The 13,516-nt window shown below is 33.6% G+C and carries 16 protein-coding genes and 1 pseudogene; all 17 read left to right on the forward strand.

Going from position 1 to position 13,516, the window contains the following annotated elements; translation table 11 throughout:
- Window positions 1-158 precede the first annotated feature (158 nt).
- The 17 genes and pseudogenes from OSJ91_RS13020 (at window position 159) to OSJ91_RS13100 (ending at window position 13,069) form a co-directional block, all read left to right on the forward strand.
- On the forward strand, window positions 159-536 hold the full coding sequence (locus tag OSJ91_RS13020; protein WP_485891753.1) for a hypothetical protein: 378 nt from the start codon (window positions 159-161) through the stop codon (window positions 534-536).
- A 17-nt stretch (window positions 537-553) separates the two neighbouring features.
- A complete protein-coding gene (locus OSJ91_RS13025; protein ID WP_485891754.1) occupies window positions 554-823 on the forward strand; it encodes a polymorphic toxin type 15 domain-containing protein in 270 nt (89 codons plus the stop codon).
- Window positions 741-929 (forward strand): polymorphic toxin type 15 domain-containing protein, encoded by a 189-nt coding sequence (locus OSJ91_RS13030; protein ID WP_350302551.1) that lies wholly within the window; start codon window positions 741-743, stop codon window positions 927-929. The genes OSJ91_RS13025 and OSJ91_RS13030 overlap by 83 nt, the downstream gene beginning before the upstream one ends.
- Before the next feature lie 39 nt (window positions 930-968).
- Window positions 969-1,517, forward strand: coding sequence for a T6SS immunity protein Tdi1 domain-containing protein (locus OSJ91_RS13035; protein WP_485891755.1), 549 nt, complete (start codon window positions 969-971; stop codon window positions 1,515-1,517).
- A gap of 327 nt (window positions 1,518-1,844) precedes the next feature.
- On the forward strand, window positions 1,845-2,318 hold the full coding sequence (locus OSJ91_RS13040; protein ID WP_350302553.1) for an antitoxin YezG family protein: 474 nt from the start codon (window positions 1,845-1,847) through the stop codon (window positions 2,316-2,318).
- Between the two features lie 383 nt (window positions 2,319-2,701).
- Window positions 2,702-3,304, forward strand: a pseudogene (locus tag OSJ91_RS13045) (DNA/RNA non-specific endonuclease).
- 17 nt (window positions 3,305-3,321) lie between these two features.
- Entirely contained in the window at window positions 3,322-3,777 is a 456-nt protein-coding gene (locus tag OSJ91_RS13050; RefSeq protein WP_350302554.1) for an immunity protein YezG family protein, read from the forward strand.
- A 992-nt stretch (window positions 3,778-4,769) separates the two neighbouring features.
- Window positions 4,770-5,183, forward strand: coding sequence for a DNA/RNA non-specific endonuclease (locus OSJ91_RS13055; protein WP_485891756.1), 414 nt, complete (start codon window positions 4,770-4,772; stop codon window positions 5,181-5,183).
- 71 nt (window positions 5,184-5,254) lie between these two features.
- Entirely contained in the window at window positions 5,255-5,710 is a 456-nt protein-coding gene (locus tag OSJ91_RS13060; RefSeq protein ID WP_350302556.1) for an immunity protein YezG family protein, read from the forward strand.
- A 908-nt stretch (window positions 5,711-6,618) separates the two neighbouring features.
- Entirely contained in the window at window positions 6,619-6,822 is a 204-nt protein-coding gene (locus tag OSJ91_RS13065) for a polymorphic toxin type 15 domain-containing protein (protein WP_485891757.1), read from the forward strand.
- Window positions 6,815-7,069 carry a polymorphic toxin type 15 domain-containing protein gene (locus tag OSJ91_RS13070; protein ID WP_485891758.1) on the forward strand — a complete coding sequence of 85 codons (255 nt, stop codon included), beginning with the start codon at window positions 6,815-6,817 and terminating at the stop codon, window positions 7,067-7,069. The genes OSJ91_RS13065 and OSJ91_RS13070 overlap by 8 nt, the downstream gene beginning before the upstream one ends.
- A gap of 19 nt (window positions 7,070-7,088) precedes the next feature.
- Window positions 7,089-7,637 carry a T6SS immunity protein Tdi1 domain-containing protein gene (locus OSJ91_RS13075; protein WP_350302559.1) on the forward strand — a complete coding sequence of 183 codons (549 nt, stop codon included), beginning with the start codon at window positions 7,089-7,091 and terminating at the stop codon, window positions 7,635-7,637.
- A 932-nt stretch (window positions 7,638-8,569) separates the two neighbouring features.
- The gene (locus tag OSJ91_RS13080) at window positions 8,570-9,037 is read left to right on the forward strand and encodes an antitoxin YezG family protein (RefSeq protein WP_350302560.1); all 468 of its coding nucleotides are present in this window, start codon (window positions 8,570-8,572) and stop codon (window positions 9,035-9,037) included.
- Between the two features lie 177 nt (window positions 9,038-9,214).
- Window positions 9,215-10,012 (forward strand): DNA/RNA non-specific endonuclease, encoded by a 798-nt coding sequence (locus tag OSJ91_RS13085; protein WP_485891759.1) that lies wholly within the window; start codon window positions 9,215-9,217, stop codon window positions 10,010-10,012.
- A gap of 21 nt (window positions 10,013-10,033) precedes the next feature.
- A complete protein-coding gene (locus tag OSJ91_RS13090; RefSeq protein WP_350302562.1) occupies window positions 10,034-10,489 on the forward strand; it encodes an immunity protein YezG family protein in 456 nt (151 codons plus the stop codon).
- Window positions 10,490-11,662: 1,173 nt separating this feature from the next.
- Window positions 11,663-12,127, forward strand: a complete 465-nt coding sequence (locus OSJ91_RS13095) for a hypothetical protein (protein ID WP_350302864.1) — start codon at window positions 11,663-11,665, stop codon at window positions 12,125-12,127.
- Window positions 12,128-12,658: 531 nt separating this feature from the next.
- A complete protein-coding gene (locus tag OSJ91_RS13100; protein ID WP_485891760.1) occupies window positions 12,659-13,069 on the forward strand; it encodes an immunity protein YezG family protein in 411 nt (136 codons plus the stop codon).
- Window positions 13,070-13,516: the final 447 nt, after the last annotated feature.

Genomic DNA, 13,516 nt, shown 5'->3' on the forward strand with positions numbered 1-13,516 from the left:
AAAATGTTTTTAGGGTAAAGTGGGATGGAATATTAATCCAATAATTGATCTGCCATGAGACCAAGTGCGATCTGTACGGCTTAAACGCAACGGTCTAGGCGAAGCATTTACAGGCAAGGACATAGCTAATTGAGGAACAGCGCCAGAACGGCCTTTTGATGGCACTCGGAATCGGCGGTGTGGCAGGTGCGGCGAAGGTCGCCGATAAAGTAGTGAGTGGTACAAAGTTCATCCCTTACAGTAAGGAATTTGCGCAAAAGCAGGTTCAGAAAGCAAAAGCATTCGGCAGACAAATCGGCAATGTGGAAGTACCTCTCCGGATTAGGGTCGAAGAATTAGCCACGGCGTATGGAAACAACTATAAACATGTCACATTTGATAAAACGACGGTTAAGGAAATTGTTCAGAAGTTTGCGGTGAAGAGCAATGGTGATAAGGGTATGGGTGTTTTGTACCATGTCCAAAGAATCTCAGAAATAGAAGTCAAGTTCAAGCAAAATCCTAAACACAATGCAGAAGATTCGCAAGACAGTTAAAAGACCAAGAAAAAGGGTTGAATGGTTTAACTATTGATGAGTATTTAAAGAATAGAGAAAGATATATAGAAGAAGGAAGAGCTTTAGAAGGGAATGTAGCTCAAAAGGCTGCAAGAGTAAAAGCTTATTTAGATAAAGTTGATGAGTTAAGGGAGACAGGCTTATCTAGAAAAGAATCAGAAAAGCAGGCTACGGTATGGATGAATGAACAGGCTGCTTTACATAATCCAGATCAAATTGCGGGTGGCAATCCACTTGATATTGGTGGAATGGGAAAAAAGGGTTAATTCATCCCTTGGTTCGCAATGGAGATATAGAATTGATGTTATAGATGAACAAATAAAATCTATTGCAGCTAGTATGACGGAAGTGGATAAAAATCAATATACTTAAATGTGAAATTAATACAATGAAATAGAGGTGATTATAAAAATGTCAACTAACATTTTTGATAACTTTAAATTATTTGAAAAAGCAAAAGCAGAAACTATTAATAATTTCAATGGTTACATACCTGAACAAGTATTAGAAGTGTGGAATAAATATGGTTTTGGTAGTATTTTAAACGGTTATTTAAATATTGTTAACCCAGAAAAATATCAGGAACTATTAAAGGATGTATATGTAAGAAACGAGGATGCTCTAGTATTGTTTACTACATCAATGGGAGATCTTGTTGTTTGGGAACATAATAAATATTTAATTTTACTTAATTTTAGAAAGGGTGAAATTAAAGGGATATCGTCCGGTTTTAAATATTTCTTTCCTGATTTAGAAGATGAATCATTTTACCAAGAAATTTTAGATTGGAATCCTTATCCTGAAGCAGTTGATAAATATGGAGAACCAGATTTTGATGAATGCTTTGGTTATACCCCTCTCCTTGGATTAGGTGGACCTGAGAATGTGGAAAACTTGAAAAAGGTGAAACTTATTGAGCATATTTATCTAATTACTCAATTCATGGGACCAATCGAATAAGGGAGAGTCAATGAAGTTGAAAAGATGGTTGATGATTACAAGTGACTATCAAAAGTAAATGAATCCAGGGACTTTTTTTGGGGTTAAGTCAAAAAGCCTAAAATTCAGGGGCTTATCGTTTTTTTCGATAAGCTCTTTTAATTTGGTGAAAAAAGAATCATAAATACTAGAAACTGGTTATATGAGAAAGTAGAAAAGAAATATTAATCCCCAAGTAACACCCCAAGGATAAGACAGACATAGTAACAAAGAAACTAAAATCCTCCCCTACCAGTAAGGAATATTGGAGATATGGACATTTGAAAATTGAGCAGGAGGTAGGTAAGTATGAATGAAATTAAACTTAATAGTATTTATCAAAAAATAGCCCAAACTATTAATGAAACTATACCAGAGGAATGGTCAAAGGTATTAATGTACGGTGAAATTGCTGACGGTACCGGTACGGCTTTCTTTTTTTATTATACTCCTAATAGTGAAGTGCCTATTTATAGTCATGATATACCTGAAATATATAGTTTAAATGAAGAAGAATATGATAAATTATGGTATCAATTATTAGATGAATTAAAAATATTATCAGATGAATTTAAAAATAATAATCAAGAACAATGGACCAATTTAACTTTTACTTTGGAAAGTACAGGGAAATTTAAAGTTGACTATGATTATGAAGATCTATCAAATGCAGATGATCACGAAAGAAGGGTTATTTGGGAATATACTCGTTTGGATCTTTTACCTGAAACTGAATATGATAAGAGTATTTTAGAAGAATACCTAAAGAATAATCAAGGATAAGAAAAGCTATTTCTTTTGTATGACCTTAACGGTAAAGTTAAGGTCTTTTCAATGTTGATATGGTATGTATCATCTTAAGCCATATCGGGTTCCTCAGATAAAAGGCCGTTAGGTCTAAAAATATTAATAGATAAGAATATGGATTTACTGACCTCAGGCAGGGTCGTGATAAAATAGCAAGTGGTACAAAGTTCGTCCCTTACAGCAAGGAATTTGCGCAAAGGCAGGTACAGAAGGTTCAAGCTACAATAACAGACATAGCGATATCAGGATAAAACACGTTAAAAAATATAGGTGAAGAACTGGGTAAAAAAGAAATTCCTAAACGGATAAGTGTGGAACAAGTATCCCTCGCAGGAGGACCAAGCATTCCCCATGTTATGATGGAAAAGCAGACAATTAAGGAAGCCTATCAGAAATTTACGGTGAAGGATAGCAAAGTAGAGGCTGTTTCAGGGGAGAGAGTTTCTAAGGGTACGGGTAAAGGTATTTCTGGAGTAAGTGAAGTCAAAACATTTATCGACAACGGACAACAGTTTACAAATGGTAGAAAAAATAGGTTAAAGCCTGATATTAGGTATAAAACTGGAGAGTATGATTATCTATATGAAACAGATAATTTAGGTAGGATTTCAAAATTTGAAACAAAAAATTTACAATTAACAAAGAGAAAAGACAGATTGTCACACAGCAAGAATACACCAGGTAAAGTAAAAGGTCAGGACCATGCAGGACATTTGGCAGCTGATAGGTTTGGAGGATCACCTTAAATTGACAATTTGGTATCGCAATTATCTGATGTTAATTTGAAGAAATATAAGAAAGTCGAAGATAAATGGGCTGCAGCTCTAAAAGAAACACCACCAAAAAAAGTAACAGTTGATGTTGCTATAAATTACTCTGGGAATGATATGCGCCCAGACAAATTTATAGTTAATTACACTATTGATGGTAAGCCGGGCAGTGCAAAATTTAAAAATTTATAAAAGGAGTGCAATGTAGTATGAAAGAATTTGAAGATAGATTTAGTGAATTGCAAGCTGATATGATATCCATTTGTATGGAATATGTTGAAGATAGAGCCGATAAAGTATATGTTTATGCTTCATGTGAAGAAGATATGATATCGAGCAGTTTCTTTTATTTAATTAACAATAAGTATGTAGAATGTAATAAGGTGAACGATACATTGGAGAATGGGGACGAAAGATATGATGTATCTACAGAACGACAGTTTATGGTATTAAATATTATCAATGATGATGCCGAAAAAATTGAAGAATTATGCAAAGAATACGAAAGAGACATGCCAACGGAGTTGAAATTAATATATGATGCTAAGAGTGGCAGTCTTCAAGCTGAATACAAGTATGATTTAGTACATACAAATGATGATATAAAAACGGCAGATGATTTTGCTGATGAGTGGTTTGAGGAGATAAAAAATAATAATCTTTAAATTGTTTACAGTTAAAGATAAGTGCTCTAATTTGAATTAATGACTCATGAAGGTTGTGCAATCAAGGAGTGTCAATGTTATATTAGGCAATAAGAACGAGAATATGGTGAGATGACATTTTACTAGATAGAACCCCTCATAGATGTCTTGTGCAACCAAACTAACGAGATTGCACAAGCACTGGTTTTATACGTGACACTTGTCAAGAAACAAAAAAGACGTCATACTGTCAATATAAAAACATGAAACTTACAAACTTATGAAGACTCAAAGATATTACTAAACTTATAACATGTATGAACTTAAAGCACTTTATTGTCTATTATAGGCGACGAGTGTTTTTTTGCATGTTTACATACATGGATTAAGAACGATCATGATTATTTAATTAGCATACTAAGTGTTAAATTTTTATACGAGTGCGAACATAAATAGGAGGAGAACAGGCGATGATTGGGTAATGGAAACACAAGTATCGATAGATAAGGATCAATTATTAGACGAATTAAAAGAATTAGTAGAAGAAAATTTTTCATTAGAGAAAATTAACTTAATCCATATCGGGTTCCTCAGTTAATATGCCGTAAGGTATTAAAATCATTCTATTAGAAAATTATGAATATAATCAGGTGAGGTGGCTTAGAAAAAAGTAGCGAGTGGTACAAAGTTCGTCCCTTACAGCAAGAATTTGCCCAAAAGCAGGTTCAAAAAGGTTCAAGCTACAATAACAGACATAGCGAGATCAGGAAAAACCACGTTAAAAAATATAGGTGAAGAACTAGGTAAAAAAGAAATTCCTAAAAGTATAAGTGTGGAACAAGTATCCCTCGCAGGAGGACCAAGCCTTCCCCATGTTATGACGGAAAAGCAGACAATTAAGGAAGCCTATCAGAAATTTACGGTGAAGGATAGCAAAGTAGAGGCTGTTCCAGGGGAGAGTATTCCTAAGGGTAGGGGGTAAAAGTGCTGAAGTAAGTGAAGTTAAAACATTAGTGGACAACAGACAACAGTTTACAAACGGAAGAAAAAATAGGTTAAAGCCTGATATTAGGTATAAAACAGGAGAGTATGATTACTTTTATGAAACAGATAATGTAGGTAGGATTGTAAAATTTGAAACAGAAAATTTAAAATTAACAACGAGAACAGATAGATTGTCACACAGCAAAAACACACCTGGTAAAGTAAAAGGTCAAGACCATGCAGGGCATTTGGCAGGTGATAGATTTGGAGGATCACCTAAAATTGACAATTTGGTATCGCAATTATCTGATGTTAATTTGAAGCAATATAAGAAGATTGAAGAGGAATGGGCAACAGCTTTAAAAGAAACACCTCCAAAAAAAGTGACAGTTGATGTTGAAATAATTTATTCTGAAATGATATGCGCCCAAAGGAATTTATAGTTAATTACTCAATTGATGGTAAGTCAGGTTTTAGAATTATTGAAAATTAATCTAAGGAGTGAAAAAGTAGTATGAAAGAATTTGAAGATAGATTTAGTGAATTGCAAGCAGATATGGTCTCTATATGTGTGGAATATGTTGAGGATAGAGCGGATAAAGCGTATGTTTATGCTTCATGTGAAGAAGGAATTATTTCGAGCGGTTTCTTTTATTTGATTAATAATAAGTATGTAGAATGTCATAAGGTGAACGATGCATTGGAGAATGGGGACGAAAGATATGATGTGTCTGCAAAACGACAGTCTATGGTATTGCGCATAATATGTGAAGATATCCAAAAAGTAAAATTATTGTGCAAAGAATATGATAGAGACATGCCCACTGAGATGAAATTAATATATGATGTTAAGAGTGGTAACTTCAAAGCGGAATACAAGTATGATTTAGTATATACGAATGATGATATTAAAACGGCGGATCATATTGCTGATGAGTGGTTTGAGGAGGTAAAAAATAATAATCTTTAAATTGTTTACAGTTAAAGATATGCTGGAATTTGAATTAATGGCGCATGAAGGTTATTCCTTCAAGGAGTGTCAATGTTATTTTAATATTTAGGCAATAAGAAAGAGAATAGGGCGAGATGACATTTTCTAGATAGGACCACTCCATAGATGTCATCGGCAACCAAACAAGCTAGAGTGCACAAGCTCATAGGTTTATGCGTGACACTTGTCAAGATACAAAAAAGATGTCATACTGTCAACATAAAAATATGAAACTTACAAACTTATGAAAACTCAAAGAAATTACTAAACTTAAAACATGTATGAACTTAAAGCACTTGATTGTCTCCTAAAGGCAACGAGTGCTTTTTAGCGTAAAAATTTAATAGAGCACTATAATTTTATAAGTACTCTAAGTGTTAAATTCTTATTGTCGTGTTTATAGACTGTAATGACTGTGAACGGTGTAATACGAGAATAGAGGAAAAAAGAAACTATCTTTAAAAATGGTTTTAGGGTATAGTAAAATGGCAGATTAATCCAATAATTTATCTGCCATGAGACCAAGTGCGATCTGTATGGCTTAACTGTAGCCAACGGTCTAGGCGAAGCAGTTACAGGCAAGGACATAGCTAATTGAGGAACAGCGCCAGAAAGGGCTGATGATGGCACTGGGAATCGGTGGAGTGGCAGGTACGGGAAAGTCGCAGATAAAGTAGCAAGTGGTACAAAGTTCATTCCTTACAGCAAGGAATTTGCGCAAAAGCATTCGGCCGGCAAATCGGTAATGTGGAAGTACCTCTTCGTATCAGAGTCGAAGAGGTAGCCACGGCGTATGGAAACAACTACAAGCATGTCACTTTTGATAAAACGACGATTAAGGAAATAGTACAGAAGTTTGCGGTGAAGAGTGATGGTGGTAAGGGTACATGCATTTATACCATATCCAAAGAATCTCAGAAATAGAGGTTATGTTCAAGCAAAATCCAAAACACAATGCAGAAGAATTCGCTAGACAGTTAAAAGACCAAGAAAAAGGGTTGAATGATTTAACTATTGATGAGTATTTAAAGAATAGAGAAAGATATATAGAAGAAGGAAGAGCTGGAATTAAGGAAACAAGGATTGTCTAGACAAGACGCAAGCAAAAAAGCAAATGAATGGTTAGAAACTCAAGCTGCTCTCCATAACCCGGATCAAATTGCGGGAGGAAGTCCTATTAATATAGGTGGAATGGGGGATAAAAAAGTTAATTCTTCTATTGGTTCTCAATGGAAATACAGAATAGATGTATTAGATGAAAAAATAAGAGAGCTATCAAAAACCATGGTTGAATCAGAAAGAAAATCAACATATTTAAATGTTAAATTAATGAATTAATTATTGGAGGGAGAATGATTTGTCAAATAATGTATTTGGAGGATTTGTATTTGAAGAAAAAATTGATAAAGAAGTCATCGAAAAATATAAAGAGAAGATACCAGAACAAATAACAGAAATATGGAGGCAATACGGGTTTGGAAGTATATTAAAAGGTTATTTAAAATTGATAAACCCTGAAGTATTTGAAGAACTTTTAAAAGATGTATATATAAGAAGCGAGGATGCTATTCCGTTATTTGCTACATCTATGGGCGATATAATTGTTTGGGAAAAAGGAAGATATTTAAACCTGCTAAATTTTAGAAAAGGGAATGTAAATGTTATTTCAGCTGGTTTTGACTTTTTTCTAGATGATTTAAATGATAATAGCTTTATTGTTGAAGAATTAGAATGGAATCCTTATCCTGAAGCAGTTGATAAATATGGAGAACCAGATTTTGATGAATGTTTTGGTTATACCCCTCTCCTTGGATTAGGTGGACCAGATAAAGTGGAAAACCTGAAAAAGGTGAAACTTATTGAACATATTTATCTGATTACTCAATTCATGGGACCAATCGAATAAGGGATAACCAATCAAGAATAGATTATGAATATAATTATTAAGATCTATCAGGTTCAGATAATCATGAAAGAAGGGGTATTTGGGAATATACTTTCTTGGGTCTTTTACCTCCAACTGAATATGATAAGAGTATTTTAGAAGAATACCTTAAGAATGAATATTGGAGGACAATAAGGGCTTGTTCTTTTTGTATGACCTTAACGCAAAAGTTAAGGTCTTTTGTCTTTTCATTGTTGAGATATGAAAATGTATCAACTTACTCCATATCATTCCTCAGATAATAGGCCAAGAGGACTTAAAATCATATAGATTTACTTTAAGGCAAGGTGGCTTAGAAAAAAGTAGCGAGTGGTACAAAGTTCGTCCCTTACAGCAAGTAATTTGTCCAAAAGCAGGTTCAGAGGTTCAAGCTACAATAACAGACATAGCGAGATCCGGAAAAACCACGTTAAAAAATATAGGTGAAGAACTAGGTAAAAAGGAAATTCCTAAACGTATAAGTGTGGAACAAGTTTCCCTCGCAGGAGGACCAAGCCTTCCCCAAGTTGTAATGGAAAAGCAGACAATTAAGGAAGCCTATCAGAAATTTACGGTTAAGGATAGCAAAGTTTTCTCACAGTAGATGAAATTGAGAGAATGGAAAATATTCTTCATGATTATCAGTGTACAGATAAAGAAATCTTAATAAAAAGAGAAGAATTTATAAAATTATTTTAAACATGCAATAAACCTATGTATTTGTCTGTGTTACGTACTTCAAGACTTGCAATAGAACTTTTAGCATACTATAATTTCGTTTGTTTATGAAGGTGATAACTGGTAAAACCAGTTATCACCTTCTTTATTCCTAAGTATACAGATTATAACTTTTGGTATAGGATGTTGTTAAAAACTACTAAGAACATTTGAAAATAGAGCAGGGGGATAAAAAATTGAATGAATCAATACTAAATGATTATTATCAGAATATAGCTCAAACTGTAAATGAGATGATTCCAGAAGAATGGAGTAAAGTAATTTTGTATGGAGAAATTACTGAGGGGACAGGGACTGCGTTCTTTTTCTATCAGTCTAATATTAATGATAAACTCATATATAGCCATGATATCCCTGAATTACATAGTATTAGTAGAAGGGAGTATAGAGATACATGGCGGAAGTTAATAAAGGTCTTAAAAGAATTATCGGATGAATTTAAAAATAATAATCAAGAACAATGGACCAATTTAACTTTTACTTTAGAAAGTTCAGGGAAATTTAAGGTTGACTATGATTATGAAGATCTATCAGATGCGGATGATCACGAAAGAAGGGTTATTTGGGAATATACTCATTTGGGTATTTTACCTGAATCTGAATATGATAAGAGTATTTTAGAAGAATACCTTAAGAAAGAATAATGTAGACAAGAAAAGCTTGTTCTTTTGTATGACCTTAACGCAAAAGTTAAGGTCTTTTTATTGTTGATATGAATATGTATCATCTTAAGCCATATCGGTTCCTCAAATAATAGGCAGTGAGGACTTAACATCATATAGATTCACTTCATGGCTAGGTTGCTTAGAAAAAAGTAGCGAGTGGTACAAAGTTCATTCCTTACAGCAAGGAATTTGCCCAAAAGCAGGTTCAAAAAGGTTCAAGCTACAATAACAGACATAGCGAGATCAGGAAAAACCACGTTAAAAAATATAGGTGAAGAACTAAGTAAAAAAGAAATTCCTAAAAGTATAAGTGTGGAACAAGTATCCCTCGCAGGAGGACCAAGCCTTCCCCATGTTATGATGGAAAAGCAGACAATTAAGGAAGCCTATCAGAAATTTACGGTGAAGGATAGCAAAGTAGAGGCTTCTCCAGGGGAGAGTATTCCTAAGGGTACGGGTAAAAGTGCTGAAGTAAGTGAAGTTAAAACATTAGCGGACAACAGACAACAGTTTACAAACGGAAGAAAAAATAGGTTAAAGCCTGATATTAGGTATAAAACAGGAGAGTATGATTACTTTTATGAAACAGATAATGTAGGTAGGATTGTAAAATTTGAAACAGAAAATTTACAATTAACAACGAGAACAGATAGATTGTCACACAGCAAAAACACACCTGGTAAAGTAAAAGGTCAAGACCATGCAGGGCATTTGGCAGGTGATAGATTTGGAGGATCACATAAAATTGACAATTTGGTTTCGCAATTATCTGATGTTAATTTGAAGCAATATAAGAAAATTGAAGAAGAACGGGCTGCAGCTTTAAAAGAAACACCTTCCAAAAAAGTAACAGTTGTTGATATAATCTACTCTGGGAACGATATGCGTCCTGAAAAATTTAAAGTAATTTATACTATTGATGGTAAAAGGAGCTCTAGAGTTCTTGAAAATTAATCTAAGGAGTGAAAAAATAGTATGAAAGAATTTGAAGATAAGTTTAGTGAATTGCAAGCAGATATGATATCCATATGTATGGAATATGTTGAAGATAGAGCTGATAAAGTATATGTTCATGCTTCATGTGAAGAAGGAATTATTTCGAGCAGTTTCTTTTATTTGATTAACAATAAGTATTTAAAGTCTCATAAATTGAATGATGCATTGGAAAATGGGGAAGAAAGATATGATGTATCTGCAGAACGAAATTTTATGGTATTAGATATCTTAAATGAAGATATCGGAAAAATTAAAGCATTATGCAAAGAATATGAAAAAGATATGCCCACTGAGATGAAATTAATATATGATGTCAAGAGTGGAAACTTCAAAGCTGAATACAAGTATGATTTAGTTTATACGCATGATGAGATTAAAACGGCCACTCATATTTTTAATGAGTGGTTTGATGAGATAAAAAATAATAACCTTTAAATTGTTTACACTCGAAGATACGCTCTAATTTGAATACATGACTCATCAAGGTTGTACCTTCAAGGAGTGTCAATGTAATTTTAATATTAGGCAATAAGAACGAGAATAGGGCGGGATAACATTTTAATAGATAGGACCCCTCATAGATGTCATACTGTCAACATTAAAACATGAAACTTAATGATTTATTTAGAAAATGAACTTAATGCGCTTGATTGTCTACTAAAGGCAACGAGTGCTTTTTAGCGTTAAAAAAAAAGAGAACTAGAATTTTTATAATACACTAAGTGTTAAATTCTTATTGTCCTGTAAATAGAATGTAATGACTGTGAACAGTGTATTACGAGAGTAGAGGAAAGAAGAAAACTATCTTTAACAATGGTTTTAGGGTAAGGTGAAATAGAAAATTAATCCAATAATATATCTATCAGAAGACAAAATGCTAATTATACGGGAATTTGCGCAAAAGCAGGTTCAGAAGGTTCAAGCTACAATAACAGACAGAGAGATCAGGAAAAACCACGTTAAAAAATATAGGTAATGAAATAGGTAAGAAAGAAATCCCAAACGTATAAGTGTGGAACAAGATTCCCTCGCAGGAGGACCAAGCCTACCCCAAGTTGTGATGGAAAAGCAGACAAATAAGGAAGCCTATCAGAAATTCACGGTGAAGGATAGCACAATAGAGGGTGTTTCAAAGGAGAGTGTTCCTAAGGGGACGGGTGAATTTACATCTAAAAAGAAAACTGTACCAGATTGGCTTAAAGAGCGATGGGAAGCAGGTAATAATTTTAATAAGGAAATCGTCCTCGTTATCCTTATAATGAGGTAGAGTACTTCTAATATTAATTCATCTTTAAGTCGCCCTCCTTGAGAGCGTTTGGATTAAAAGGACCAATTGATATTTTAGAGCCTGAAGGATATTTTTTTGTAATTTCATATAAGTAACTCTTAGCTATCGTTTTTTGCACTTCACTAAGTTGAGTGAATTTTCTCGATACTATTTCCTTATTGGGTCCATATGAGTCGACTACGTACTTTTTGCCGCCTACTTCTTTTGCTTCCATTACCAGTTCAAAATAAACCAATTCCTCAAACAATTCTTGATGAAGCAACAAAAAACAGAATTATTATTAAGGATATTAATGGGAAGGTGTATAAATGATAATGATTATGAAAGTTTATTATTGTGACGAGTGGTCAGATATCAAAAAAAAGCCTTGGAACATTCTTGATGAACGTACTGCATACACATACCATCAAAAACATGAACCATATACGGCGGTATTAACTGAAAATGAAAAACCTAAATATATTGTAAATATAACAAATGAATGGGTTTCGGTAAGTTTTTATGATGATTTCACTCGTAAGTATCTAAATTATGACTTTGAAGTTATGAGTGATGGTAAGATTTTTTTAAGAACAGCAATGTATTGGGAATATGATGATGAAACTGATAAGGAAGTAAGTAGCTTGATTTTGGGCTTCCGAGAAGATGGCTATATAGCAATGGAAAAGAGAGACTTTAAAACCGGTTCAGTCGAGGAACGCGAGGTTAGCGATACCCTTGAAAGAAACTGGGACGTATTTCCTGATTTTAGTCAGTACATTCATTTGTGCAAAGAGGAAAGATAACGGATTTAGAGCACTCTTCAGTGCCGATGCTAGCTATATGAATGGTTATCATATTTCAGTAACACATAAGGCAAGTGAACTAAAGATAAATATGCCATTTTGTATAGTATTAATGACGCTCAAGGTGGTTGTATGTATTATGAGGGTGGCTTACCTACTAATAAGATAAAAAATCCTATTTTAGATCTTAACTGGCTTTTGCCTTTCAATCCTTTTTTGCTTTAATAGTTTTAAGGTTAAAGTAATCCATATATAGATTTAAAAATCGGGATGGGAGTGTAGCAAGTGGTTGTTTAACCTGACATGAAAAGTAAAGTAAAGCAAACAAATACCGGAGTCGATCTAGTAACGGGTCGCAAGCTGTCCGAAGCCGAAAGTCCATGGAAGAAGTCTTTGGTAAAGAAGTAATTATTAAAGTAAAACCCATAAAGAGGCGCAACCAGCTAGACTAGGTGAGTTTAAAATCAACTATGCAATAGATGGTAAAAAATATTCATATAGATTAACTAATTATTTTAAGAGGTAAATGAGATGGAAACCAAAATAATGGAGCAGACATATCAACAAATTGCGAATACATTAGTTAATATGATTCCAGAGGATTGGAAACAAATCTTTTTATACGCTGAGTTTAGAGAAGGTTATAAAAAGGTTTTTTTCTACTATTACCATGAAATTGGAGGGGAACCAGTATATAGTCTGGATATAACTGATTTATTTAATGTTGATGAGGAAGAGTTTGAGGGGCTTGATAATGATTTGTATAATTGTTTTTCGAAAATGCGTGAAGAACTTAAGGAGCAAGAACAGGAACTATGGACTAACCTAACTTTCATTTTAGATAACACAGGAAAAATGCAAATGAATTATGGATATGATGATATTTCAGAACTTAGCCCTGTAGAAAAACAAGATAAATGGGAATCTGAATACCTAAATTAAAACACTATATAAAATGAAACCTTGAAATGCTTTTTTAATCCCTTGAATGGCTAAATATCTTTCAGGTTTTTTTGGGTGGCTACCTAGTGCCGAATAAATAGTTTCGTTCTAAGATAGATAACACTAAGTAGTTATTAATAATGTTTGACAAAAAAATATTGTACATAAAAAAAACTTTAAATACATGTTCACAATTAAGCCAAATGTATAGGGACTCATCACGGACAACGGCTTTGGCGAAGTGATCATTGGGAAAGATGTTCGGCAACCAGCTAACTGAGGAACAGCGCCAGAACAGGCTGATGGATGCAAGAGGAATATTTAAGCAAATGACTGATATGTATCCTAATTTAAAAATTAAGGTATCGACTGAAATAAATCCTAGTTTACCATATCCAAGAGATACATTGTCCTTTGAATGGGTTCCCAGAAAATGTGGTTAAAATA

It is taken from the genome of Bacillus sp. T-10(2022) (genome assembly GCF_056502895.1).